The sequence below is a fragment of the Psychrobacillus sp. FJAT-21963 genome, assembly GCF_001420585.1.
In the GTDB taxonomy this organism is placed as follows: Bacteria; Bacillota; Bacilli; order Bacillales_A; family Planococcaceae; genus Psychrobacillus.
The window spans coordinates 914,251-938,807 of sequence record NZ_LJIY01000001.1 but is presented as its reverse complement, the minus strand read 5'-3'; the positions used below and the strand labels follow the sequence as shown (position 1 = coordinate 938,807).

At 34.9% G+C, this 24,557-nt stretch carries 28 protein-coding genes; 16 read left to right on the top strand and 12 right to left on the bottom strand.

Going from position 1 to position 24,557, the window contains the following annotated elements:
* Positions 1–110 precede the first annotated feature (110 nt).
* Positions 111–1,574 carry a hypothetical protein gene (locus AN959_RS21640; protein ID WP_253278868.1) on the top strand — a complete coding sequence of 488 codons (1,464 nt, stop codon included), beginning with the start codon at positions 111–113 and terminating at the stop codon, positions 1,572–1,574.
* 134 nt (positions 1,575–1,708) lie between these two features.
* Entirely contained in the window at positions 1,709–1,942 is a 234-nt protein-coding gene (locus AN959_RS04495) for a hypothetical protein (protein ID WP_053590801.1), read from the top strand.
* 22 nt (positions 1,943–1,964) lie between these two features.
* On the opposite strand, the gene qoxD is transcribed toward AN959_RS04495, so the two are convergent.
* The 4 genes from qoxD to qoxA form a co-directional block, all read right to left on the bottom strand.
* The gene (gene qoxD, locus AN959_RS04490; RefSeq protein ID WP_053590800.1) at positions 1,965–2,246 is read right to left on the bottom strand and encodes a cytochrome aa3 quinol oxidase subunit IV; all 282 of its coding nucleotides are present in this window, start codon (positions 2,244–2,246) and stop codon (positions 1,965–1,967) included.
* A gap of 1 nt (position 2,247) precedes the next feature.
* Entirely contained in the window at positions 2,248–2,844 is a 597-nt protein-coding gene (gene qoxC, locus AN959_RS04485; protein WP_056828636.1) for a cytochrome aa3 quinol oxidase subunit III, read from the bottom strand.
* Positions 2,841–4,790, bottom strand: coding sequence for a cytochrome aa3 quinol oxidase subunit I (gene qoxB, locus AN959_RS04480; protein ID WP_056828634.1), 1,950 nt, complete (start codon positions 4,788–4,790; stop codon positions 2,841–2,843). The genes qoxC and qoxB overlap by 4 nt, the downstream gene beginning before the upstream one ends.
* Positions 4,791–4,851: 61 nt before the next feature.
* Positions 4,852–5,775, bottom strand: a complete 924-nt coding sequence (gene qoxA / locus AN959_RS04475) for a cytochrome aa3 quinol oxidase subunit II (RefSeq protein WP_053590797.1) — start codon at positions 5,773–5,775, stop codon at positions 4,852–4,854.
* A 345-nt stretch (positions 5,776–6,120) separates the two neighbouring features.
* Here qoxA and AN959_RS04470 point away from each other — a divergent pair, with 345 nt between their 5' ends.
* Positions 6,121–6,810, top strand: a complete 690-nt coding sequence (locus AN959_RS04470) for a YqjF family protein (protein WP_056828632.1) — start codon at positions 6,121–6,123, stop codon at positions 6,808–6,810.
* A gap of 39 nt (positions 6,811–6,849) precedes the next feature.
* Here AN959_RS04470 and AN959_RS04465 read toward each other — a convergent pair whose 3' ends face one another.
* Positions 6,850–7,524, bottom strand: a complete 675-nt coding sequence (locus tag AN959_RS04465; protein ID WP_253278867.1) for a hypothetical protein — start codon at positions 7,522–7,524, stop codon at positions 6,850–6,852.
* Between the two features lie 140 nt (positions 7,525–7,664).
* Here AN959_RS04465 and AN959_RS04460 point away from each other — a divergent pair, with 140 nt between their 5' ends.
* The gene (locus AN959_RS04460; RefSeq protein ID WP_082460767.1) at positions 7,665–8,591 is read left to right on the top strand and encodes a serine hydrolase; all 927 of its coding nucleotides are present in this window, start codon (positions 7,665–7,667) and stop codon (positions 8,589–8,591) included.
* Positions 8,592–8,740: 149 nt separating this feature from the next.
* Complete coding sequence (locus AN959_RS04455) at positions 8,741–9,313, top strand: hypothetical protein (protein WP_056828628.1); 573 nt, start codon at positions 8,741–8,743, stop codon at positions 9,311–9,313.
* Positions 9,314–9,360: 47 nt separating this feature from the next.
* Here the strand turns inward: AN959_RS04455 and AN959_RS04450 are convergent, their stop codons facing one another.
* Entirely contained in the window at positions 9,361–9,570 is a 210-nt protein-coding gene (locus AN959_RS04450; protein ID WP_056828626.1) for a hypothetical protein, read from the bottom strand.
* 187 nt (positions 9,571–9,757) lie between these two features.
* On the opposite strand from AN959_RS04450, the gene AN959_RS04445 reads away from it, so the two are divergent.
* The 3 genes from AN959_RS04445 to AN959_RS04435 all read left to right on the top strand — a co-directional run bounded on the left by AN959_RS04445 (position 9,758) and on the right by AN959_RS04435 (position 11,418).
* Complete coding sequence (locus AN959_RS04445) at positions 9,758–10,018, top strand: hypothetical protein (protein ID WP_056828623.1); 261 nt, start codon at positions 9,758–9,760, stop codon at positions 10,016–10,018.
* Between the two features lie 94 nt (positions 10,019–10,112).
* On the top strand, positions 10,113–10,394 hold the full coding sequence (locus tag AN959_RS04440; RefSeq protein WP_053590792.1) for a DUF3219 family protein: 282 nt from the start codon (positions 10,113–10,115) through the stop codon (positions 10,392–10,394).
* Between the two features lie 19 nt (positions 10,395–10,413).
* Positions 10,414–11,418 (top strand): LLM class flavin-dependent oxidoreductase, encoded by a 1,005-nt coding sequence (locus AN959_RS04435; protein WP_056828621.1) that lies wholly within the window; start codon positions 10,414–10,416, stop codon positions 11,416–11,418.
* On the opposite strand, the gene AN959_RS04430 is transcribed toward AN959_RS04435, so the two are convergent.
* The gene (locus tag AN959_RS04430; RefSeq protein WP_253278884.1) at positions 11,415–11,774 is read right to left on the bottom strand and encodes a hypothetical protein; all 360 of its coding nucleotides are present in this window, start codon (positions 11,772–11,774) and stop codon (positions 11,415–11,417) included. The genes AN959_RS04435 and AN959_RS04430 overlap by 4 nt on opposite strands.
* A 117-nt stretch (positions 11,775–11,891) precedes the next feature.
* Positions 11,892–12,194 carry a YunC family protein gene (locus tag AN959_RS04425; protein ID WP_056828617.1) on the bottom strand — a complete coding sequence of 101 codons (303 nt, stop codon included), beginning with the start codon at positions 12,192–12,194 and terminating at the stop codon, positions 11,892–11,894.
* Positions 12,195–12,547: 353 nt separating this feature from the next.
* Here AN959_RS04425 and cax point away from each other — a divergent pair, with 353 nt between their 5' ends.
* From cax to AN959_RS04390, 7 genes are all read left to right on the top strand, one after another.
* Positions 12,548–13,603: a calcium/proton exchanger gene (cax, locus tag AN959_RS04420; RefSeq protein WP_053590788.1), complete on the top strand. Its 1,056-nt coding sequence runs from the start codon at positions 12,548–12,550 to the stop codon at positions 13,601–13,603.
* A gap of 142 nt (positions 13,604–13,745) precedes the next feature.
* A complete protein-coding gene (locus AN959_RS04415) occupies positions 13,746–14,684 on the top strand; it encodes an MBL fold metallo-hydrolase (protein ID WP_056828615.1) in 939 nt (312 codons plus the stop codon).
* 134 nt (positions 14,685–14,818) lie between these two features.
* Positions 14,819–16,846 carry a Na+/H+ antiporter gene (locus tag AN959_RS04410; RefSeq protein ID WP_056828613.1) on the top strand — a complete coding sequence of 676 codons (2,028 nt, stop codon included), beginning with the start codon at positions 14,819–14,821 and terminating at the stop codon, positions 16,844–16,846.
* 195 nt (positions 16,847–17,041) lie between these two features.
* Complete coding sequence (locus tag AN959_RS04405) at positions 17,042–18,139, top strand: hypothetical protein (RefSeq protein WP_056828611.1); 1,098 nt, start codon at positions 17,042–17,044, stop codon at positions 18,137–18,139.
* 1 nt (position 18,140) lies between these two features.
* Entirely contained in the window at positions 18,141–19,367 is a 1,227-nt protein-coding gene (locus AN959_RS04400) for an amidohydrolase family protein (RefSeq protein WP_056828609.1), read from the top strand.
* A 153-nt stretch (positions 19,368–19,520) separates the two neighbouring features.
* A complete protein-coding gene (locus AN959_RS04395) occupies positions 19,521–20,312 on the top strand; it encodes a VLRF1 family aeRF1-type release factor (protein ID WP_056828607.1) in 792 nt (263 codons plus the stop codon).
* 143 nt (positions 20,313–20,455) lie between these two features.
* Positions 20,456–20,665, top strand: a complete 210-nt coding sequence (locus AN959_RS04390; RefSeq protein WP_053590783.1) for an alpha/beta-type small acid-soluble spore protein — start codon at positions 20,456–20,458, stop codon at positions 20,663–20,665.
* Between the two features lie 36 nt (positions 20,666–20,701).
* On the opposite strand, the gene AN959_RS04385 is transcribed toward AN959_RS04390, so the two are convergent.
* The 4 genes from AN959_RS04385 to sda all read right to left on the bottom strand — a co-directional run bounded on the left by AN959_RS04385 (position 20,702) and on the right by sda (position 22,654).
* A complete protein-coding gene (locus AN959_RS04385; protein ID WP_056828605.1) occupies positions 20,702–21,478 on the bottom strand; it encodes an alpha/beta fold hydrolase in 777 nt (258 codons plus the stop codon).
* A gap of 107 nt (positions 21,479–21,585) precedes the next feature.
* Positions 21,586–21,876, bottom strand: a complete 291-nt coding sequence (locus AN959_RS04380) for a DUF2653 family protein (RefSeq protein WP_053590782.1) — start codon at positions 21,874–21,876, stop codon at positions 21,586–21,588.
* A complete protein-coding gene (locus tag AN959_RS04375) occupies positions 21,864–22,310 on the bottom strand; it encodes a hypothetical protein (RefSeq protein ID WP_056828603.1) in 447 nt (148 codons plus the stop codon). Before AN959_RS04375 ends, AN959_RS04380 begins: the two co-directional genes overlap by 13 nt.
* Positions 22,311–22,522: 212 nt before the next feature.
* On the bottom strand, positions 22,523–22,654 hold the full coding sequence (gene sda, locus AN959_RS04370; RefSeq protein ID WP_082355375.1) for a sporulation histidine kinase inhibitor Sda: 132 nt from the start codon (positions 22,652–22,654) through the stop codon (positions 22,523–22,525).
* A 670-nt stretch (positions 22,655–23,324) separates the two neighbouring features.
* Between sda and AN959_RS04365 the strand changes: the two genes are divergently transcribed.
* Positions 23,325–24,542 carry an ATP-grasp domain-containing protein gene (locus tag AN959_RS04365; protein WP_056828601.1) on the top strand — a complete coding sequence of 406 codons (1,218 nt, stop codon included), beginning with the start codon at positions 23,325–23,327 and terminating at the stop codon, positions 24,540–24,542.
* Positions 24,543–24,557 lie beyond the last annotated feature (15 nt).

Sequence of the window (24,557 nt, the reverse complement as noted above, 5' to 3'; positions counted from 1 at the left end):
AAGAGCTTTTAGTTGGAAAAATGACCCTCTTTGTTGAAAATAAAACTCCTATAAAAAACTAGTGTAGTCCTTTCATTACTCCGCATATGATGTGTTGAAAGGGGTGTGCGATGAATTATTATGTAAATGTGTTTAAGAACTTTTTGCCTCTAAATGCAGAGATTCTAGAGTTACCGGAACCCCAAGATATACCGGCTGTAATTCTAGCAGATATCGATGGAGATCGTTTGGAAGAATTAATTGGCGCATATAGACATGAAGAACAAAACTATCTCTTAATATTAAAGAACAATCATGAACAATGGCTTCCATTAATTCATATTCAAGGTAATGGTTATGGCATAGCAAATTTAATGGCAGCGCCAATAACAGATAGTTGGATCAATACATTGATAGTAGGTTGGCAAATAGGTAGTATATGGTCTCAATTAGATCTGTTGCAATGGACAAATAGTGGATTTGTACAGCTATCTACTGAGGATCTTGTATATAGTAAGTTGGAAGTAGAAGATATGCCAGGTACTTATGGAGAGGATGGTCAATATGAAATGGCGGTTTGGACTCATGATACTGGAGAAGCCTATAAAGTAGAAGTATATCGATTCACCGATAGTGGACTAGTACGAGCAAAGGATGTCTATCCTTATTACTTTAAAAAAGTGGGGGACTACTACAAGAGATTATTACAAACGAATGATTTCTCCTATTACTGGTACTATTTGGCTGATGCACAGAAGAAAGCTGGTGATTTGGAACAAAGTTTAGCTTCCATTGATAAAGATTTGTCCTTTCGCTCCCCATACCCTTCAAGAGATATGTTGCTAGATAAAAAACAACAGATTCTTAGACTCTTACAAGATAATAAATCTAACGGTCAAGGTATTATTACACATACTAGAGGAGATGTGACAGGTGATGGTATTATGGATACCATCTACCTTACGGGTGAGAAGAGAGAAGATAGCCCGTTTTGGCAAAACATTACGTTAAATATTCTATATGGAAAAGACAATATAGTAGAGAGAATTTCACTAAAGCAAAATGCTGGCTATAATCCTACCTTATTTCTCGGAGATTTTACTGGAAACCAGGTATATGACATTTTGATTGTCATAGATACAGGTGGAAGTGGTGGTACGATTTACGCTTATATTTTTTCTTATATGGAAGGGAACATGCGTCAAGTGTTTGATGTAGAAGAATATAACGAACAGTCAAAATATGAGGTTAACTATCAAAATCAATTTAAAGCGACTGTAACTAGTAGTTATCCTTTGAAGAAATATACATTGGATTTAACTTATAAGGGGGAAGAATATTTATCGGAGATCTATAACGAAAATGGAACATTAAAAGAGCCGATTGAGGGTTGGGTAGATCCCGTGAGTGGTTTATATCCAATCGATTTCGCTAGAGACGGAACTTACGAGCTTACTGCATTTCAAAGAATCGCGGGAAGATATCATGCGGATGCATTAGGGTATGTTCAAAATGTATTAAGCTGGAATGGAAGCGAATTTATCACCGAAAGACAAAGTGTATCTATTTTTGGCGAGGATTTATCTAATAGATAATAGGATAAAGAACTACTACAAGTGACATTTTTGTAGCAGTTCTTTTTTATTACCGATTGTTCATATAATTGACAAAAAGTATTTGACAAATTTGTGAACACGTTGAATAATATAGAGTAAGAGGGGTGTTTTAAATGGAATCATACGTGAAAATGTTACATGCTACAAAATTTGTAGGTGCAATTTTGTTAACTGTAGGAATAGCTACCTTTTTATATGGATCATTAATAAGCGAATATAGTACTGTTATGGGTGTAGGTATTGGAATAGTAATGGGAGCAGTCTTTATTTTTCTAATAGGGATGATTCTAGTTGCTTCGGAAGAAATGGTATTAAACTCTAAAGAATATAGAAAAGAGAGCGTCTAAAATGACGCTCTCTTTTTTCTGTTTACATATCCCAAACCAACGTCAGCAAGGTGCCTAGTATGGTTAATATAGCAAGGATTAAACCATAATATATATTTACATAAATAGAATTTTTATCGTTGGTCTCACCTGCGTGCATAAATACTACCAGCTGAAGACCAGCCTGTATAAATGCCGTAAGGAGAAGAACAGTCATACCAATTGAGTAGGACATATCAGTAAAATACACTAATAGTGCCACTGCTGTAAGAACTAATGAGAATGCAAAGCCCATTACTTGTTTAAGAGGGAATAATTCTTTCATATTACATCATTCCTTTCAAGTAGATGAAGCTGAAGATGAAAATCCAAATAATATCTAAGAAATGCCAATAGAGAGAGAAAATAAATGATTTATTGGCTGTTTCCGGAGTCAAGCCACGTTTTTTGATCTGCAATAGGATAAATAATCCCCAGAAGAAACCAAGTGTAACGTGTAATCCGTGTGTTCCTAAGGTCGTTAACAAAATGGCAGTAAAAGCACTAGTTTGTAACCCTGCTCCAACATGCACATAGTGAATGAACTCATAAATTTCGAAGCTTACGAATGCTGCCCCAAGTATAAGAGTAACCGCAAAGAATGCCATTGTCGCTTTTTTATTGTTCATTCGCATAGCATGAATGGCAAGTCCAATCGTAAAGCTACTTGTTAATAGTAAAATCGTTTCAACTAATACTGGTGTAATTTCAAAAATTTCTGCCCCAGAAGGTCCATTGCCAATACGATTTTCTAAAGTAAAATAAGATGCAAATAGTGTCGCGAAAAGCATAATTTCCGCACCAATGAAAATCCAAAAACCTAAGATTTTTAAGCTATTTTCTTCCGTGCTGTATTCAAGTGGAAGCGAGTTATCTACCTTCATTTTTTAGCACCTCGCAATTTTCTTTCAGTTTCTTCGATGTCCTCTACAGAAATATATCTTCCATGGTCTTTCTCGAATGAACGATAAGTCAAACAAGCTAAAATACCGATCAATGACACTATGGCAAGTGGCCAAATGCTGAATATCATCGCAAATCCAAAGACAAAGAAGATACAGCTCATGATAAATGGTAAACCACTGTTATTTGGCATGTGAATTTTTTCAATTTTTCCATTGAATAATTCATGACCATTTTTCTTTGAATCCCAAAATGCTTGTGTCGATGCAACTTGTGGTGTAATTGCAAAATTATATTCTGGTACTGGAGTATGTGTTGCCCATTCAAGTGAACGTGCATCCCATGGGTCACTAGCAATATCCCTTGAAGCATAACGAGTACTATAGTAAATATTGTAGACAAGAAGGACAAAACCTACTGCCATAATTGCTGCACCAATGAAAGAAACCATATTTAACGCACTAAAACCGGTTGATTCAGAGTAAGTGTACATGCGACGTGCCTGACCATCTAAGCCTGTAATATACATTGGAATGAAGGCTAGGACAAATCCGACTGATAAAATCCAAGCTGTCCATTTACCAAGCTTTTCGTTTAACATGAAACCAAATATTTTTGGCCAATAGAATGTAAGACCAGCTAGCATAGCGTAAACCACACCTGGAATAATTACGTTATGGAAATGAGCTACTAAGAACATCGTATTGTGATATTGATAGTCAGCAGCTGACATTGCAAGCATTACTCCGGTAACTCCACCTAATGTAAATAGTGGGATAAACATTATGGAATAAAGCATTGGGGTAGTAAATTCAATTTTCCCTTTCCAAAGGGTGAACAGCCAGTTAAATATTTTAACCCCGGTCGGAACAGCTATTGCCATCGTTGTGATGGAGAATATACTATTTGTTAACGCACCTTGGCCCATTGTGAAGAAATGGTGAGCCCAAACTACAAATGATAGTAAAGAAATGACTACCATTGAAGCAACCATGGACTTATAACCATAAAGGTTGCGTCGTGCAAAGGTTGAAATAATCTCACTATATAGACCGAATGCAGGTAAAATCAAGATATATACTTCAGGGTGTCCCCAAACCCAGAACAAGTTAGCCCAAAGCATATCCATACCACCATTGGTGGTTGTAAAGAAGTTTGTTCCAAATAATCTATCCATTGTCCCCATTGCAAGCAATACTGTTAATACAGGGAAAGCAAAAACAATGATGACGTTTGCGATAAATGCAGACCAAGTGAACATTGGCATTTTCATAAGAGTCATGCCAGGAGCTCTCATTTTTAAGATAGTCGTTATAAAGTTAATACCAGTCATTAATGTACCAATTCCGGCGATTTGAATAGCAATCATGTAATAATTCGAACCAACGGATGTACTAAATTCATTCCCTGCAAGAGGGAAGTAAGAAGTCCAACCAGCATCAGGTGATCCACCCACTATAAATGAAATGTTGAATAATCCCATTCCCATAAAGAATAACCAGAAGCTCAATGCATTTAGACGAGGAAATGCAACGTCACGTGCTCCGATTTGTAATGGTACTAGGTAATTAAAGAAAAATATAATGAACGGCATAGCCATAAACAGAATCATTACGACCCCATGTGTTGTGAAAACTTCATTATAATGCTGAGAATCTAGAAACGTGTTCTCCGGCATTGACAGCTGATAGCGCATCATAATTGCATCAACGCCACCTCGGAACAGCATAAGTAAGGCTGATAGCAAATACATGATCCCTATACGTTTGTGATCAACAGTTGTGATCCATTCGCGCCAAAGGTATCCCCATTTCTTAAAGTAGGTAATTCCTACGACTATAGCAATCATCGTAAGACCAATACCAACCATGGATGCGTATATTAAAAAGCTTGGATGTGGTACGGCAAAGCGATCAAAGAAATCCATACTTTTGTAACTCCTTTCAGGAATCTATAGCTTGAACTATAGTAATCTAATAAACTTCTAATTAATGATGAGCGTGACTTGATTCCTCATCGGTATTAGTTGATTCGTGATTTTCGTGTTCTGATTCTTCTGCGTCCGTTTCAGTAGAGCCATGGTCATGGTTAGGCGCAGGTGAGAATTCTAAATGTGTTCCTGTGTAAGTAGAACGTCCAAGATGGCCTGGTTCTAATAATTCCTCAAACTTTTCTTCGGTTAGAGGTTTTGCTGTTTCATGTACTTCTTTCACCCAATCATCGTAGTCTGCCTGAGACATAGCTGTAACTTCAAATGTATTTTCTGCAAATCCTGCTCCACTGAAGTTAGCATTTCTTCCAACAAACTCACCTTGTGTATCTGCTGCTAAGTGCAAGGTGGTGACCATATCAGCCATGGCATATTTTTGTCCACCTAATTGTGGAATCCAAAAACTAGTAATTGGTCCATAAGAATATAATTTAAACTCAATTGCACGGTCTTCAGGGATGTACAAGTAGTTAACAGTCTCGATATCTTCTTCTGGATAACTAAAATGCCATTTCCAGTTAGAAGAAGAAGCATAAATTATTAACGGCTCTTGATCTTCATATCCTGCTGGAGTCGCCTCTACTTCATAATTACTTTTTACAGAAACGATTGAAAGAAAAATGACGATCAAAATAGGAATACCGATACAAATTGCTTCAACGATTGGACTTCCTTCTATATGAGGTGGCTCGTAATCTTTACTTTGATTAGAAGCGCGATATTTTATTAGCACAAATACTAAAATAGCTAAAACGACAATAACTATACCTGACATCAGCCAGATAGAAAGCATAATATCATCAGCCTGAGTTTTAGCCTGAGGACCTTTCGGGTCTAAAACTAGTAATGGTTCACAACCTGTTAACACAGTGGCAATAGTGAAAACCATCGTCATTAGAGCCCACTTCATTTTTAATTTCATAGTTGTACCCCTTTCAATTCTGTTTATAAAAAGTTGTGGTAACTAATTCATGCGAATACTAATTGGAGGAATTCCTATCCGTGCCTCTATCTTATTACCGCAACTTTAAAAAACAAACTAATAGAATCGGGCTTCACAAAATGTTCATGAAGATATGAACAAATTAAAATAGTTCCGTAACACAATTGTGAAAACAGAGGTAAAATGTCAAAAAGTATTCATTATTGTGGATAATCTTGGTTCAAATCAAAAAATTAATAATATCAAACTTTTGCAAGTTTGAAGGTCCACCTATTTGGAAATAATTCTTAAAAGATCCTAGGCAGAAAGGAGACGAATTTTGGAATGAGACCATGGGTTATGACGCAGGAATGGCGGGATGTCCTTTTCCTTCATTGGCCAGTTTCGGCAAAGGATATACGTGATCACATACCTTCGGAGCTAAAGTTAGATCTATATGACAATATGGCTTGGCTTGGTTTAGTCTCTTTTCAGGTAAAAGGTAATCGCCCGAGACTTGTCCCCCCTATTCCAGGATTGAGTTCTTATTTAGAACTAAACGTTCGTACATACGTCAGCTATAAAGGGAAATCAGGTGTTTTTTTCTTTAGCTTAGATGCGAATAATCCAGCAATCGTAAAATTGGCGACCATAGGAAACTTTTTACCTTATCGTCAAGCTAATATCCATTTACAAAAAAGAAACAACATTTTTTCAGTTTCTAGTAAAGTGAGTAATGCGAATTCAATTCCCGAAACGCTAATCACTTCATTTGAGCCGATGCCAGAAATTATGGAAGGAACTTCATTAGAACGTTGGCTGACAGAGCGTTATTGTTTATGGACAAAAATAAATAATGATTTATACCGTGTGGATATTTGGCATGCTCCATGGAAATTGCAAAATGTTAAAGGGGAAGTTGTAGAAAATTCTATGGCTTCTTTTCTAAAAGGTGATTATCAAAAAAATCCACCAATCGCTCACTACTCAAAAAGGAAAAAAGTTCGATCTTATTTACCTATCAAAGAGAAATAAAAGGTTTCAGAACGTTTTATTGTTCTGAAACCTTTTAAATTAAAAATATTGAGGGAATTGCTTGATGATTGCCTCGGCAATCATATCTCCCATTTCTAAAGCTTGCTCTTCGATTTTGTCAAAAACCTCAATGTCCACTTTATAATTTTTTTCAATCATATTAACTGCCTCTGATTTTGTTAATGTCAAATGAGTATAAAACATTTCTTTTAATTCTTCTTTATTAATATAAGGGTTAATACTGCTCCAAAATGCAACAATTTCATCTGCATTTTTAAACCATGCTTTTTCTTTTTCCTCCACAGTTGTTGAATCACCTTTTACTGCAGCGGTTACTAGTTGCGCTGCTATTACTAAATGCTCCTTTAATAACCCCTCATATTGATTTGCAATTTGGTCTCCATAGTAAGGACGAATACAATTCGCTAAATCGGTTGCGTTTCTTAAAAGCCGTTCTTGGACGAATGGCAAATCAGGTAAGTTAAATACAATGCTTGTAATTGTCATTCTCGTCCAGTTGACGTGCTCCATCCACAAAAGACGATTCATACTTATAAAATCGAATTCATTTTTACTAATAAATTGATCATGATCAGCCTCTTGATTCAATATATATCGAACTGGAGCTGTATATTGAGAAAAAGGAGTCTTATAAAACGAGCTTAGGGGATAAGAAGAATAACGGAAATACAAAATATCATCATTCCTTTTCATTTTTTAATTGCCTATAAGTTACAATACTCGAAAGGATTCATTCTTGTGATTAGTAGTAAAAGGTTGAGTTCCCAAAAGTTACTTATTATAATAATAGTAAGTAATTTTTTGAATAGTAAGAATTAATAGAAGGTAAAAACATGATAGATTTTGACTACTTAAAAAGAGAAATAAAAAAGGAGAAAGTTACTTCCTTACTTGTATATCAAAAGGGAAATAGTATTTTCGAATACTACAAAAACAATAAACAACGTGAAAAGGTTCATAAAATGAATTCCTGTACCAAAAGTGTACTTTCAATCTTAGTTGGAATTGCACTAGAGAAAAAGCATTTAACATCCATTCACTTACCTGTCTATACCTTTTTCCCAGAGCTTTTTAAAGAACAAACGGATAGTCGTAAATTAGATATTACTATTTATCATTTGTTAACGATGACAGATGGATTGGACTTTCCCGAATTTGGTGAATGGAATAGCTTTGCACCAATGGTCTATCATCCGAATATAATGAAGTTTGTTCTAGAACGTCCAATAATCCATCCTGTTGGCACATATATGAACTACAACTCGGGTTGCTCCCATATATTATCTGCTATTCTCCAGAAAGTAACCAACATGAAAACGGAGGAATTTGCCAATAAGTATTTGTTCAAGCCGTTAGGTATTAAAGAATTTAATTGGTATTCAGATAATGTGAACATCAATAAGGGGGCAGATGGGCTCGTTTTAAAAGCGACAGATATGATGAAAATCGGCCAACTAATGTTGCAAAATGGTGTTTATAACAATAAAAGAATAGTTTCGGAGGAATGGATAAAGACTTCTACTACACCATATTTTAAAACATATGAATTAATTGGTTACTACGGGATGCATTGGTGGATAAATAAACTGGATGATAAACAATATTTTACATACGAAAATACGTATCATTTTGCATTAGGATTTGGCGGGCAATATATATTCATTTATCCAAAAGAAGAGATAGTCATAGTGATCACGAGTGAAATATATGAAAATAGCTTACTGCCATTAAGAATAGTCCAAAAAAGTTTTTTAATTTAAAGCTTGTGTTTCTGTCTTCTTCAGCACCAAATGCGTCTAAGGGTATCTTCTGGATATGGGAGCGACGAAGGTGTAATTTATTCTGCGGAGGCTTAAGCGCAGCGTGCGCGTTTAATAGGTTATTGATTTAAAAAAAGGGGACTATTGGGATGCATAGAAGATACGATAAAAAGCATATCTTTTTGGCTATTGGGGCTTGTATCGTTTTGTTTTCACCTGTTTATTTGCTTATTATACCTTTAGCGGTTGTGAATACGCTCTATTACAAAAAAGGTATTTGGATTACGTATGCACCAACGGAAAATTATGTGACATTTGGGGTAAGCTTGTTTTTAATCGTTCTGGCCTGTTTAGTATTGGGATTTCTCGGTATACGGAAATGGACGGTTGGAGCAGGGGTGTTTTGTGTACTTCTTAGTAGCTTGGTTTTTTATATTGCTTCTTTATCTTATATTACTTTATCAGGGGAAGAAATTTCTTATCGGACTCTTTTTTCAAAAGAAAAACAATCCTATTCTTGGGAAGATCTTGAGAAGCTCGTTTATTATGTAAAGCTACCTGAGGATGATGAATTATCCTATTATGAATTTTATTTTAAGGATGGACAAATGATGACGATGAAACAAAATAGTTACGTAACAAATTTACAAGGAAATTTAAATGGTACAGTGAGAGCAATGCAAATACCTTTACAGTATGTCGAAGAAAATGGTGTTGAATAATTCAATTAGCCCAGTAATCTAACGATTATTGGGCTAATTTATGGCTTTTAAATATACCCATTAATTCGGGATTTTTCTTCTGCCACAATCTCATCTTTCAATTCTTCCATACTTTCTTTACGTCGTTCGTTTTTCTCCTTGATTGCAGCAAGTTCTTTTCCTTCAGCGAATTCCATCGCTGCTTCAGCTGCTTCCATATTATGAATTGTTTTTTTAAATATTTCTTTATTATCAGCAGAATCATTATGCTTTGGCATTATATTTCCTCCTCGATTAATTTAGAATCTTTCATGAAATAGTATTTCCAAATTCAACAAAACTATTTGAGGATTATATTACTAAAGGAAAACTTTTGGTAGAAAACTTTCAGATGAATAAAAATGGTGTTAAATTGCCATAGTAAAGACGTATTGAATTAGAGAAAAACCTAAGGAGGACGTTACTTTGGTAGATCACACCCAAATGAGCTGGAAAGAAGATAATGTCATTTCTCAACTGCACAATTCTGTTGATAATGTTACTTTTGCGGTAGGGCAAGCTCTAACTAATCCCACAGAGCAATTTATTCAAAATGCACAGGATATGATTGACCGTGCAGAGCGTTCCGTTAATATGGCTCTAGACAGTAGAGGGAATTTGGAGCCTATTAGTTCACTGCAGGAGCAGTTGAATCAAGATAAGGAAAGATTAAACAGATTAAGTTAACAGGAAGTAACAAGCTAAAGAATAGCGGAATAGAGTACAACACCTTTGAAGATGGTACACTGGAAACAAGTACTGAATTCGGAGGTGTTTTTGCATGGTTGTAAAAGAAATTATGCTAGATAATGCTTGTATAAAGATAGACAGTTATAAGGAAGAAATAGTAAATGGTTTACAACAAATTTCGATCGTTTTTAGTGTAACGAGTGAAGAATATCATGACATTGCAGTTTTACTATACAAAGGTACTTTTCATGTAAAAGTCCCTGAGAGAGATTTGTCCTTTACGGGCACCATTAATAATTATTCTACTTCTATTACAAATTTATATGAAAAAGGTCAAGTGGGAGAATATAAATTAAGTTTAATCGAAGAGTAAATGGAAGGAGGCTTGTTTCATGAAGTTAAGTATTCTAGATCAATCGCCTATTTCGTCCAATAAATCTGCTAGAGAGGCATTATATGAATCGATGAGGCTAGCACAAGTTGGTGAGATGCTAGGTTATACTCGATTTTGGATGACAGAGCATCATGATTTACCTGGTCTGGCAAGTTCTGCACCTGAAGTGATCCTTGGAGTCATCGGATCAAATACGGAAAGAATTCGGTTAGGTTCGGGTGCTACTTTATTACCGCATTACAAACCTTTTAAAGTGGCGGAGGTTTTTAATACACTTGCTACATTATTTCCTGGTCGAATCGATCTAGGTCTTGGACGTGCACCTGGTGGGTCAGCCGAAGCAACTAACGCTTTATCAGATAATTTTTTGCAGAACGTGTATAGTATGCCAAGTTTATTAAAAGACTTACTCCATTTTTTAGATAATGATTTTCCTGCTGACCATCAGTTTTCAAAAATTTCTCCTTCACCTGTTCCAAATGAATTACCAGAAACTTGGCTTCTCGGGACAAGTAGAAAAAGTGCATTACTTGCTGCGGAATATGGACTTGCCTATACATTTGGGCAATTTATGAGTGATAAGGATGGAACAGCTATTATTCAGGACTATCTTGATGCTTATGTACCTAGAAAGGGTGGACAAGTTCCTCAGGTGATGGTAACTGTCACAGTTTTCTGTGCTGAAACTACCGAACGAGCAGATGAAATTTCATTAAGCTCGTTTATTTGGTCTTTACAAAAAACAAAAGGGGAAGGTCAGCAAGGTGTACCTTCTATAGAAGAAGCAAAGCAATATAAACTGGATGCTCGTGAAAGAGAGACTTTGGTTAATATGAGACAGAATAGTATTATTGGTAATCCACAAGACGTGAAACAGAGGTTGATGGAACTTCAAGCTAGTTATCAAGCAGATGAAATCATGATCAACACAGTTACATATTCTGCGGAAGACCGAATTAACTCCTATAAATTAATTGCAGCCGAATTAATACAGAAGGATTAGACTACTTCCATTTCATTTAGAGCAGTACATACATTTGATTCTTGTATTTTTTCAGTTGCTTCGTCTATTAAGTGTTGAATGAATGACTCATCGTCAAAGTCTTCGGGATCAATCTCATATTTTTCTAACTCAATATACACATTTGCTCGTACATTGGATTCGATTTCTACTAAATCTGTAAAGAAAAACCCCCATCTTTTTTCTTCGAATCTTTTACCGTTAACATGAATAATGGAGGAAGTCACCATAGAGGATGGAACAGAATAATTACTTTTAATCGCAATAATGGTATCACCATTATTTGCAGTAAAAATCATTTCTTTATAACCGATATCAAAATACTGTTTGAACTCCACTTTATTCAAGGATAACCCTCCAAACTAATAGATATATGGTAAGTATATAAATAGATTAGAAAGATTATGACAGATAGATTTAAAGAGAGTTAGGCATTTAACTGCCTAACTCTCTTTTTATATCATTTTTAACAGTGCTTCTCTCCCAATCATTCCTTCTGTGATTCCCAGTTCTTCTGCTTGGAAAGTAATTGACTCCAACGGCGCATTAATTAGTTGTTCAATGGTCTTTACGCCAACCGCTCTTCCTGCTATTACTTTCCTGTCCTTTAATTTTTCGTTCAACAATGCAACATCTAGGGCACCGCACATAATATATCCTTTTTCGTTTGAAACGGTAAGTAGGTTTGTTTTAGGTAACTCCACAGAAACTGCTATAAATGTATGACCTTCAATATCGATTGGGTACATCTCAATCATCTATACATCACTCCTTTTCTTCTCACTTAACTTATGTAAGTAGGAGGAAAAGTGTTTACTCGTCGATTTTCTGAGATACCCCGAGATTTTCTGAGATACTCTGGGATTTTCTGAGATACCCCGAGATTTTCTGAGATACTCTGGGATTTTCTGAGATACCCCGTGGATTTTCTGAGATACCCCGAGATTTTCTGAGATACTCCGGAGATTTTCTGAGATACTCCGGGATATTCTCCGACACAAGTCCAAAGGCTGTTTAAACTGATTAGAAATATAGTTTCCGTATAGAGTTGTTTTTTTATTTTCAAAATGGGGAAGATAGAAAGGAAGTATACTTTGATAAAGAGGTGATTTTGGTGGACAAATTGTTTGCCATTCTCGTTTTTGGAGGTGTGCCACTAGTTCTGGCTGGCGCATTTTTTGATTGGTCAGATATGATTATGTTCTTACTTTGTTGTGCAAGTATCGTCGGGCTTTCCGGATATATAGGGAAAGCAACCGAGAGTTTAGCTATTGTAAGCGGACCAAGAATTGGTGGATTATTAAACGCAACATTTGGTAATGCGGTTGAACTTATTATTTCTATATTTACATTGAAGGCTGGTATGGTTGGTATTGTACTCGCATCGCTTACTGGTTCGGTTTTAGGAAACCTGCTACTTGTGCTTGGACTTTCTTTTTTTGTAGGAGGATTAAAATTTAAGCGTCAAAAGTTTAGCGTGCATGATGCAAGATACAACTCAGGCTTGCTTATTTTTGCGGTAATTGTTGCATTTGTTATCCCAGAAGTATTTTCTATATCAATGGATACACAAGAAACATTGAGTTTAAGTATTGGAATTGCAGTGGTTTTAATTGCTCTTTATCTTGCAGGATTATTTTTTAAACTTGTTACCCATCGAGGTATATTTGCTTCTACTGATCAACCTCAGAAAGAAGAAGAGATACCTGAATGGACAAAGGGTAAATCAATTTTAGTGCTTCTTATTGCTACTGTAGCGGTTGCTTTTGTTTCAGAGCAGCTTGTTCATACATTTGAAATGCTAGGAGAAAAGTTTGGTTGGTCTGAGTTATTTATTGGTGTTATCATTGTTGCAATTGTCGGGAATGCCGCGGAGCATGTTTCGGCAATTACGATGGCTGCCAAAAATAAGATGGATATATCAGTTGAAATTGCGGTTGGTTCTACGCTACAGGTGGCAATGTTTGTAGCTCCAATACTAGTTATCATTTCTTTATTTATGCCAGAAGCAATGCCGCTAGTTTTCACGTTACCTGAATTGGTTGCGATGATTACTGCTGCATTACTTGTCATTAATCTTTCTAATGACGGGGAATCGAACTGGTTTGAAGGGTTAACACTTTTCGCAGCATACTTAATTATGGGAATTGGATTCTTTCTTCTTTAGCAGCAAAATAATAAGTCGGCACCACTAACTGTGGTGTTACTTTTTTTTGTGCCAATCTATGTATGTTTATACTATTAATAAATGATAAAATATTGAAAAGGCTGAATATTGTAGTCAATATTTAAATAAAGGGGAAATGATGATGCAAAATGATTATCCAATCCAGTTAAACGATAGAATTTATTTGATAGATGGATATGACTTAGGAGTGGCTGAGCGAACGGGTACATATGTCATTCTAGAGGAAGAGATAACGATTGTTGAGACAGGACCAAGTCCATCCGTAAAGCACGTTAAAGCCGGATTAGAAGCGCTAGGAATTACATTGGATCAAGTAAAATACATTATTGTTACACATATTCACTTAGATCACGCGGGCGGAGCGGGCTTACTAATGAGAGAATGTCCAAAAGCTAAAGTAGTAGTCCATCCAAAAGGTGCAAGACATTTAACGAATCCTGAAAGACTAGTTGCTGGTGCTAAAGCGGTATATGGAGAAAAGTTTTCGAAGTTATTTGATCCGGTAATTCCTATTCAAGAGGAGTTACTACTTGTTAAAAATGATGGAGACACTTTAAAGATTGGTCCAAATTGTATGTTAAAATTTTTAGACACTCCAGGTCATGCAAAACATCATTTTAGTATTTATGATCCTGTTAGTAATGGTGTGTTTACAGGAGATACAGTAGGAGTTCGATATGAACAATTGATTTCAGAAGGGGTTCATTTGTTCCTTCCGTCTACTTCACCAAATCAATTCGACCCGGAGGCAATGCAAAGGGCAATCGATCGTATTAAGGATATGAATGTAAATTATATTTATTATGGGCATTTTGGTATGACTGACATTCCAGAAAAAGCTCTAAACCAAGTATCTAATTGGCTTCCTATTTTTTTGGAGGAAGCAAGAAATATAGTTGCAGAACAAAAGGGGTACGAAGAGCTTGCACTAAAATTATTAAACCTAGTGAGGAACCATCTTCGAGTGGAGAATATTCCAGACGACCATGAGGTATATAATTTAATTCAGCTTGATATGGAAGTAAGTGCAATGGGTATCATCGATTACTTATCAAAATAATAGATTAGAAGGGATTAGCTACAAACAATGTTTGTGAAAAGTTAATCCCTTTGTAGATTTTAAACCGGTAATTTGTAATAACTCCATAATCTCTTTAAAATTAATAGTGTAAAGAAATAGAGAGGGGACACGGGATGGAATTTTTTTTAATCATACTACTTTTGCTCATCACCATCGGTCTCTCAAATTTTATTAATCATTTTATGCCATACATACCAGTGCCAATTATCCAAATTGCACTAGCAGTTTTGTTAGCAGCCTTTCCTTTAGGAATTCATGTGCCTATGGATCCAGAGCTATTTTTTGTTCTATTTATAGCTCCTTTGCTTTTCCATGATGGCAAAAATGTTTCGAGACATGCATTATGGAAATTACGCAAACCAATTCTATTGCTTGCACTTGGTTTAGTGTTTATCACTGTATTAGTTATTGGGTATTTAATTCATTGGCTGATTCCGTCGATTCCTTTATCTGCATCTTTTGCGTTAGCGGCGATTCTTTCACCTACAGATGTAGTGGCAGTAGCAGCTATTTCTAGCCGTGTTAAGATGCCAAAAACAATTATGCATGTATTAGAAGGCGAAGGTCTGATGAATGATGCCTCTGGTTTAGTTGCGTTTAAATTTGCGGTTGCGGCAACCGTGACGGGTGTATTTTCATTAGCAGAGGCAAGTTGGAGCTTTTTAGTAATTGCAATTGGAGGATTTGCAGGAGGTGCAATTCTTGGATTTCTCATTATTCGCCTGAAGATATTTATCCGACGACTTGGGATGGAAGATGTCACACTTCACATGCTAATTCAAATTCTTACTCCATTTGTTATCTTTTACATCATCGAGCATTTTCATCTCTCTGGTATATTATCGGTCGTTGCAGCTGGTATTGTGCATGCTATCTATAGAGATCGAGATCAGTCTCCTTTAATGCAACTTCAAGTTGTTTCTAAAAGTACTTGGAGTATTCTCATTTATATTTTGAACGGCTTAGTATTTGTATTGTTAGGCTTACAGATTCCGAGTGTCATGAATGAAATTTTTGAGAACCCAATGTTTAATAATTACGAGGTAATTAAGTTCATCTTAATAATTACTGTAGCACTATTAATATTACGATTTTTGTGGGTGTACTTAGGATGGTGGGGAGGGTGGTTGCATAAAAAGCAAATTCCAAAACCTTCTCTGCGAATGATCGCAATAACAACTATTTCTGGTGTACGAGGAGCAGTTACATTAGCTGGAGCCTTTACTATCCCATACGTTCTAGCAGATGGAAGTCCTTTTCCTGAACGATCACTAATCATTTTCATAGCTGCAGGAGTAATATTAGTTACTTTAGTATTAGCAAGTATCCTCTTACCTCTTCTTGTAGAATCGGATAAAGGTAATTCAGAAGAGTTGAAAGATGAGATGGAAAGGACTGCGAAGATCAGTTCTATAGATGCTGCCATTGGTTTTATCCGTGAAGTGATGAATGAAGAAAATAATGGCGCTGCTGTATCCATCATTTCTAATTATTCTCGCATGCGAAATGCTCTGAAGAATGTAAATGCAGCGGATACCGAGCAATTGAAATTGATGGAAACGGATATTCGTATGAAGGCACTTGCGGAGGAAGAAAAATTTATTGATGGATTGAAAGAAGAGGACCAAATAGACCGGGAAATTATTTATTTGATGGATGAACATATTCAACGGATGAGAGTAGCGGTTACAAACCGGATGCACTACAGAGGATTATTTATTTGGACAATTTTTAAAAGAACTTTTTTCAATTTCATTCAATTATTTACACCTAAAAAAAATAAAAAACGATCTGTTGATCATCAAAAAGTTATTCAACTTAAAGTGAATATGGCAAAAGCTGCAATCAATTATCTGAAGTCACAAATGACTCTTGAAAACGAAGAAGTTTATTTGTTGATTATCGGTGAATATAATGACATGATTATGAAATTTAAGCTAGCCAAAAAAGGTGCAGAGCCTAAGAAATATGCCCAAATGAAAAGAGAAATACAAAATAAGGCTTTTCAAGCGGAGCGAGATGAAATTCAAAACCTTTTCGAAAATCGAGAAATTACTGCCGAAGTCACGAGAAAACTTCGTAAACAGATTAATATTAGAGAAGCGTATTGGATGGAAGAGAATAGTTTACAAAAGCATTAACAGTAAAAAGCAGTCAATTAATGATTAATTGACTGCTTTTTACTATACAAACCCTACAAGCCTATTTGTTGAGCAACGATGATTGCAGCTGTAGAAATTTCGTACCAGATGGCAACATGTTAATTAAACGATAGATGGTATTCACACATAATTCTTTGAGTACATAAGGTATAAAAAGTGTGAGGAGGTTGTTCGTTGAATAAAGATCAATTGTCTAATTCAAAAATAAAAACTTCTCGATCTAAATGGCATTATTTTGAAGTAATAGGTTTAATATTAGTAGTTGCATCCTTACTAATTCTATTAGTTAATCCAAATTCGTTATCCGATTTCTTTAATGCAGTGATCTCTGAAGTTAAACCGATTGTTGTAGATGTCTTTTTAACTAGTGAGATAGGTATTGCTATTATTATAAGTGTTATATTTGGTCGTATAATTGAAAGGCTTGGATTTACGGATGGTTTAATTCGGCTTTTTGTCCCAATTATGAAGGGTCTAAAAATAAATCCATCAGTCATTATTCCAAGTGTTTATAATATCCTTGGTGATATTAATGCGGCTGGAAAAATTTCTGGTCCGGTATTAGTTAAAGCAAAAGCAACAAAAGCGGAACAGAAAATTGCAGTAGCTACAATGATTCAATCACCTCAATCTTTTGCGACATTAGTATTAGGGCTTATAGCATTATCCATGTTTAATATTAATGCATTTCCTCTTATAATTATCTCCATATTCCTTCCAATTGTTGTTGTTCCATTCATTTTATCCAAAACAATATATCGAGACACCAAAAAAGTTGAGTTAGAAGAGCTACCTCGCTTTACTCCTAAGACTAGATTTCTAGAAACAATTTTCACATCTGCTAAAGAAGGTGCCGAGCTCCTTTTTTTAACTATTATCCCTGCAGTAGCGGCGGTATTTTTCTTTATAGGTGCTTTAAAATTCTTTGGAGCATGGAACGTAATTGAATCAAGTTTATCCTCCATATTAACCTTTCTCAGTATCGAGCCATCGACTGGAATTGTTTCCATATTAGCAGCACCTACACTTGCTGTTGCTCAACTTGCAGAACTGGCTAGTACAATTGATCCGCGTCTCATTGTTGGATCATTTGTATTAGCTAATTCTGGCTTACCTTTATCCGTTATCTTTGGTCAGATTCCAGTGACATGGGCAGAATCCTCTGATCTGAATGAAAGAGAAGCTTTAATTGCTGCCATTGTTGGAATGATTATCCGAGTTTTAACTGCTTGTATATTGGCGTATTTTTTAACTCCATTATTGGTGGGCTAGTATGAATAATTGTTACATCATTCGAGGTCAAAAAATTGTCACTGTTAGTAAACTTGGAACTTTAATGAGTGGTGCAATGGTTATTAAGGATGGAAAAATTTTAGATGTTGGATTATGGGAAGATTTTCGAGTACGATATCCATCTATTCCTGTTATTGATTTTTCAAACTATATAATTACGCCAGCATTGGTGGATTGTCATACACATTTATTGGAATTTGCTCCAAGTTCACTTTATCCGATTACATCCGAAACGCACTTTCTAGCAGCCAAGAGTATTCTATTACATGCCATTTCCTCTGGGATTACTGCGATAGGTGAACAGATTTGTGGAAACCCGTTTTGTGACTTTTCAAAAGAAGATTATCAACAGGCAGTTCATGAGTTGCCAATAAATGTTTCATTTGCTACAACGAGTATTTCTATAGGTTTTGAAAATTTAGCGCATTTTTCATTCGTAACAAAATCTCAAAGTATCCAAAAAGAGGATTTAATTAATCCGTCGTTAGTGAAGAAAATTGCTTTAGAGAGTGAATATCCAGGGGAGAACATTTTTATCAATGCAACACCTGCTAATTTTACAAAAGAAGAAGTACCAAAAGCTGGGGAAGTTATTTATTCTCTAGAAGAAATGAAACAGATTACAGAAATATATCACAGTTTAAATAAAAAAATTGGAGCCCATGTAGCTGGAGAGGAAGGAATTGAACTAGCGTTAGAAGCAGGGGTAGATGTTTTGCATCATGCACATGGAATATCTGACATACAATTAGAAAAAGTTTCACAAAAAGGGAAGGACATTGTGGCAACTCCAATGGGTGGTACTCATTTATGTCCAAATTCTCCTAATGAAATTCTTCGAATGGTAAGTAAAAATATTCCTGTCTCTATTTCGACTGATGCATATCTTCCGCCATATTTAGGAACTTCGTGGTTGCCTTTTGAAAATTTATCTTTGAGGGGACCAGAAGTTTTAATGTTGATCGCACATCCATCCATGCAGCTTTTAAAGAATAACCACCATAATGAAAATGAAATTTTAGCCTTAATTACCGACAATCCAGCAAAAATATTAGGGAAAGATCATCAATTTGGGCGTTTAGAAAAAGGGTTGGATGCAAATTTCCTTGTTGCAGAAGGTATTCCTGGTTTGGAAATAACGGACGTAGAAAAAATAAAAAAAGTGTTTTATTTAGGGAAAAAAGTGATAGATCGAAAAGTACTTTAATATACTGTTTTAATGGAATCGGCCAATTTATTTTGGTTGATTTTTTTTATTATATAAGTAAAAATTCCATCCAAAACATAACACTTCTCTGTCGTATTATCTAGAACATTTGAGGGGAAAGCTAAAGTTGTGCAAAAAAAAGGAGGATAAAAAATGACAATTAACAAGGAACTTCAGGCATTAAAAGAGTATAGCTGTAGTGATCGGTGTGTATTGAGTGTTTATTTAAACACCAATCCAGGTGATCCGCAACAATTAAATGGCGGTTGGAAAATCCATTTAAAGAGTGGTCTGAAGAGACTTGGTGAGTATTTAGAGGGCTCAGATGAAAATGAAAAAAAAGCTTTTAATAAAATAAAGAAAAAAATAATAAATGAATTGGAAGACAATCAACAGGAAATGCGAAAAGGAGTAGTCATTTTTGCAAGTGCCGCTGATGATTTATGGTCTGTCCATTATGTTCAAGTTCCAGTAAAAACAAGTTTTTATTGGGAAAACCATCCTGTGATTGAACAGTTAGAGTATATGTATAAAGCATATCCAGAAGCAGGAATTATCATGCCTAGCTTTGGGGAAGTTCGCATTTTAGATACTGCAATGGGATTCGTGCGAGATGATTTGACGTTTAAATACGATCCAGTTTCTGAAGTGTGGGGAGAAATGAAAAAAATGGACGCACAGGGTAGACGTCCAGTGGCGGATAGTAAAAGTGCTGTGCTAGATCCGAAATATAAGGTGAATAAAAACAGTTTCTTCAAAGGAATGAGTACGACTCTCGAGCAATTGAAGAAAAAAAGAGGATGGCGCGAATTCCATGTAGCTGGGGAAGCTGAAATGGCCAATGCTTTTTCCGAAAGCATAAGAGATACTCCAGCAAGTTGTATTTACAAAAATCTAAATAACAGCAAAGCACATGATGTTATTCATCAAATATTTGAAAAATAATAATTTAGGGGTGCTGAGTAAAACCATATTACTCAGTACCTATTTCTAAAAAGTCAAATACTCATTGTCAAATTTCACCTTCAACTTTTTTTGCATAATCGTTTCAAATTTACACAATCTATTCTCACAGGGAGGTGAATAACATGGCAAATTCAAATCGTAATCAACTTCTAGTACCAGGAGTGGAACAAGCTCTTAACCAAATGAAATATGAAATTGCTCAAGAATTCGGTGTACAACTTGGAGGAGAAGCTTCATCGCGTGCTAACGGTTCCGTTGGCGGAGAAATTACTAAGCGACTAGTAGCTCAAGCCCAATCACAAATGAGCGGTTTTCAAAACAACCAACAATAATTATTTAAGCCGGTGGGTAAATTACCACCGGTTGTTTTATGTTATTTTTATACTGTCTATTGGTGTTCTTTCGTAAGTAATCCAATTTTCAAGTAGATTATTAAAATAATCCGGGTCAGCTATTGGTATGCCATGACCTACATTTGGAATGATTAAACCATTGCAATGAGGGTTACTTTTTACGAGGTCTACTGCTGATTTTTTCATAATACTTTTTTCTTTTTCGCCAACAGTAACTAATATCTTTGATTTAGCCTTGTTAAAATTATGCGGTATTTTATAGGACATATTCTCTTCTAAAATTTGTATAAGCGTTTCTTTCTTCATTTGAGTGCTTTCTGTATAATACTTTTCAAATTGGTCTTCTCTGATATATAAAGTTCTTGATTGGAATTTAGAAAATGCTTTATTTTTTATTAATGGGAAAGTTAATCGAATGGAAGGGCCAATTAATGATTTAGCGACTGTACTTGGTCTAACTAAGGCACTATTTATAATTGCATAATCAATTAAGTTAGGCTTTAAACTTAGCATCTCGATCAGTACTTGAGCTCCTAAAGAAAAACCGGTAACAATAATTTCTTTATCTTTTGCTTTCTCTTCAATTAATTCATTTAGTTTTTCAGCACTACCTTTAATAGAAAAGCTATTCTCACTACTAATACCTTGTGCGGGTAAATCTGGAACTAAACAATGGTATTGTTTGAAATAACGGACTTGCTCATCCCACATCCAACCACTAACTCCACCACCATGTAGGAAGACTATTAATGGAGCATTTTTATCCCCATATTCAACATAATGTATTACCAAGTTTATCATCTCCTTGTATTATGACGAATATTATTACTATTTTATTATTATTAGATAGGTAAAAAAAAGACCAAATCAGTAAGTGACTTGGTCTAATCTATTATTATTTAATGTATTGCAGCAATAATACCTTCTTCGTCATCTAATATAAGCTCTATTCCAGCGGAGATTGGATCTATATTTAGAAATTCCTCCATACTTTGACGCAAAGCTTCTATTAAGTTGAATGTAGTAAGAACTTCAGTTTCTCCTTTAATATATGCTTCGGCTGAAAATCCATTTTCATCGTCATACATTAATTCTACTTCGATTTCTTCCACTTCCACATTCTTTTTACGTGAAATATAAACGCAAACCGCATTTATAATATTTTGCTCCGGAATGATTAGCTTCTCCATGAGTTAGCTTCCTCTTGTTTTTTCTTTTTAAAGATGTCAAAGATTTTACGAATAACAACGACGATAAAAATGATCGCTGCAGCATTGATAGCGAAACCAAGAAGAGAGCCTAATGCACCCATATTAGCAAACATGCTACCAAAGAGTAATCCAGCAATTCCTCCAACAAATAAACCTTTCATAAGACCACCTGAGAAAAAGCCACCTTTATTGTTAGTAGTCGTATTTGATTTGTTTGTTGCAGTAGTAGAATCTTGTTGTTTCTTTTGAATATTAGAATTGTTGTTAGTACTATTATTATTCGTGTTGAAGCTTTTCTTTCCAGATTTATAAGATTTAGCCTCTACAGTCGTTGATTGATCATTGAATACAAAGCTACCAACTGATGAAAATACAAGTGTTGCTGTAAGCAAAGCTGCTACTAGTTTTTTCAATTTATATACCCTCCAATATGGAATGTGAGATTTTTTATAAGAGATTATCATCTTACATCTATTATATACGATATAAAGTGAAAATAGTTTCACTTTACCTCTGATTTTTCTCCTATCTCCATACATATGTCTAAAATGCGTCTAAAACGGCACTTTACTTCGGAAGGGCCAGCAACTGTAAGTGAACTTAAAAGTAAAAGAGATGAGATCAATCATTTTAGAATTAATTGTTCAATCACTAGAGAACGACGGCGAATTTCCATTTCTAATAAGAATATAAAGTCTGGAGATAGCTTGAGTTCCTTTGCTGCAACATAAGATTCTATTAATAATTCATCCGACATCTTACTCACCTTAAATCCACCTCCTATAATTTGATAAAAGTACCACCATTTTATGTAACTTAAACCTTTTTGTTAGATTAATTAATCTACTATAAATCTACCAAAAAGATTAGTTTGGAACAACCGTTCGTTTATCCACAGATAAAAGTGGATAAACTGTTATTAACTTGTTTGTATTTAATGAAAGGTCATAGTTTACGCTTGGGATAATGTGTATAACTTTATCCACAGTAGTGGAAAACATCGAATTTTGTCGAAACATTTTAACTGAAAATAAGAATTTTGTGTGCTTTTTTATGTATAAATACAAAAAATATATATTTCCATTCGTATTCTTATGTATTTATCCTAAATAAGAATCTATTTAATAGATTTTACTGAAATAATGAACACCTTATCCACAATTATTTGTGGATAAGGTGTTAATTAATTATATTTAGTCTCTATTAACTTCTGTTTAATAAGGATTGTAGTGTTGATAACGTTATCCACAAAATAAACATACACCAATATCCAAGACCTTTTCATTTTCAGGCTCGGTAAATTTTTCATAAAAAACTATGTGTTTATCTGAATCATCGTCCCAATCATAATAATTTAAGATTGAATACTATATTGGGAAGATTAAATATTTGCCTAAAAGCAATTGAAAGGTTGATGAAAATAAATTATGAAGACAATCATATTTGTCGGAAGTAATAAATCTGGATCAAGCAGAGAAGCACTAAGAGCGGCTGCAAGGCTAGGTTTTTTCACTGTGTTACTAACCGATAGAGAAGTTTTTCTAGAAAACAGGGATGATTTCCCCGAGGTTCACCAAATGGTTTTAACAGATTTAACTAATTATAATTTATTAAAATCATGTATAGGAAAAGTCCAAGAACAAGGTAAAAAAATTGAAGCTATTTTAAGCTTTATTGATCCATTTGTCCATGTAGCTGCAAAATTATCTAAGGAATTAAATATAACCAAAGTTCCCCCAGAACCATTAGAAAAAATGGAAGACAAAGTATTGACAAGAGAACTATTGAAAGGTCTCTCTGCATCTCCGTACTTTGAAACATATAAAAAAGGGGAATCCCTAGAAACGTTTATTGCAAATCAAAAAAATCGTTTTCCCCTAATTGTAAAATCTCCAATTTCCACAGGATCTAAAGATGTTTTATTAGTCAAAGATGAAAAACAATTTACTCAGTGTATAAATAAGTTAATAGAGAAAGGATGCGATGAAATTTTAATTGAGGAATATTTAGAGGGTCCTCAATACTTAATCGAGGCTTGTATGTACGATGGCGAAGTTCACATCATAGCAGTTCTTGAACAGGAAATTAAGCTTTTTGAGCGTTTTATTGTTACTGGTTATTGTCTGTTGGCAGAAATGGATACAAACTTCCATAACAAAATTTATGAAACAGTTTGTTCTATTTTAGAGCGATTTAGTATGGATAATGGGTCCTGTCATTTAGAAATGCGTTTAGTTAATAATGAATGGAAGTTAATCGAGATAAATCCGCGCATATCAGGAGGAGCGATGAATAGAATAATTGAGATAGCGTATGGATTTAATTTAGTTGAAGAAACAATAAAGATATTTTTAGGACAAGAGCCTAATTTTAATAGGAAGATTAAAAGGTTTGTGTTTGCTCAATATTTAACGAGTGATTCTACTGGTACTCTAATAAAAGTAACAGGTAGAAAACGCTGTTCAGGGCTACCGGGTATAGAAGAGGTCTTTATAAAACCTAAAAAAGGGAAACTACTTCATCCACCTTTATCAATGGGAGATCGATATGGATATATCTTAGCTTCTTCAGTTGATAAGGAACAAGCCATTAGTCTTGCTAAAGATGCTGCAAAGGAAATCCGTTTTTATATTGAACCTGTATAGAAGGGAGTGAATGTG

What these genes read in the sequence shown, in the direction of transcription:
- AN959_RS21640 (WP_253278868.1), top strand. Translation starts at nt 111, where the DNA reads ATGAATTATTATGTAAATGTGTTTAAGAACTTTTTGCCTCTAAATGCA.
- AN959_RS04495 (WP_053590801.1), top strand. Translation starts at nt 1,709, where the DNA reads ATGGAATCATACGTGAAAATGTTACATGCTACAAAATTTGTAGGTGCA.
- qoxD (WP_053590800.1), bottom strand. Translation starts at nt 2,246, where the DNA reads ATGAAAGAATTATTCCCTCTTAAACAAGTAATGGGCTTTGCATTCTCA.
- qoxC (WP_056828636.1), bottom strand. Translation starts at nt 2,844, where the DNA reads ATGAAGGTAGATAACTCGCTTCCACTTGAATACAGCACGGAAGAAAAT.
- qoxB (WP_056828634.1), bottom strand. Translation starts at nt 4,790, where the DNA reads ATGGATTTCTTTGATCGCTTTGCCGTACCACATCCAAGCTTTTTAATA.
- qoxA (WP_053590797.1), bottom strand. Translation starts at nt 5,775, where the DNA reads ATGAAATTAAAAATGAAGTGGGCTCTAATGACGATGGTTTTCACTATT.
- AN959_RS04470 (WP_056828632.1), top strand. Translation starts at nt 6,121, where the DNA reads ATGAGACCATGGGTTATGACGCAGGAATGGCGGGATGTCCTTTTCCTT.
- AN959_RS04465 (WP_253278867.1), bottom strand. Translation starts at nt 7,524, where the DNA reads ATGAAAAGGAATGATGATATTTTGTATTTCCGTTATTCTTCTTATCCC.
- AN959_RS04460 (WP_082460767.1), top strand. Translation starts at nt 7,665, where the DNA reads ATGATAGATTTTGACTACTTAAAAAGAGAAATAAAAAAGGAGAAAGTT.
- AN959_RS04455 (WP_056828628.1), top strand. Translation starts at nt 8,741, where the DNA reads ATGCATAGAAGATACGATAAAAAGCATATCTTTTTGGCTATTGGGGCT.
- AN959_RS04450 (WP_056828626.1), bottom strand. Translation starts at nt 9,570, where the DNA reads ATGCCAAAGCATAATGATTCTGCTGATAATAAAGAAATATTTAAAAAA.
- AN959_RS04440 (WP_053590792.1), top strand. Translation starts at nt 10,113, where the DNA reads ATGGTTGTAAAAGAAATTATGCTAGATAATGCTTGTATAAAGATAGAC.
- AN959_RS04435 (WP_056828621.1), top strand. Translation starts at nt 10,414, where the DNA reads ATGAAGTTAAGTATTCTAGATCAATCGCCTATTTCGTCCAATAAATCT.
- AN959_RS04425 (WP_056828617.1), bottom strand. Translation starts at nt 12,194, where the DNA reads ATGATTGAGATGTACCCAATCGATATTGAAGGTCATACATTTATAGCA.
- AN959_RS04415 (WP_056828615.1), top strand. Translation starts at nt 13,746, where the DNA reads ATGCAAAATGATTATCCAATCCAGTTAAACGATAGAATTTATTTGATA.
- AN959_RS04410 (WP_056828613.1), top strand. Translation starts at nt 14,819, where the DNA reads ATGGAATTTTTTTTAATCATACTACTTTTGCTCATCACCATCGGTCTC.
- AN959_RS04400 (WP_056828609.1), top strand. Translation starts at nt 18,141, where the DNA reads ATGAATAATTGTTACATCATTCGAGGTCAAAAAATTGTCACTGTTAGT.
- AN959_RS04395 (WP_056828607.1), top strand. Translation starts at nt 19,521, where the DNA reads ATGACAATTAACAAGGAACTTCAGGCATTAAAAGAGTATAGCTGTAGT.
- AN959_RS04390 (WP_053590783.1), top strand. Translation starts at nt 20,456, where the DNA reads ATGGCAAATTCAAATCGTAATCAACTTCTAGTACCAGGAGTGGAACAA.
- AN959_RS04380 (WP_053590782.1), bottom strand. Translation starts at nt 21,876, where the DNA reads ATGGAGAAGCTAATCATTCCGGAGCAAAATATTATAAATGCGGTTTGC.
- sda (WP_082355375.1), bottom strand. Translation starts at nt 22,654, where the DNA reads ATGTCGGATGAATTATTAATAGAATCTTATGTTGCAGCAAAGGAACTC.
- AN959_RS04365 (WP_056828601.1), top strand. Translation starts at nt 23,325, where the DNA reads ATGAAGACAATCATATTTGTCGGAAGTAATAAATCTGGATCAAGCAGA.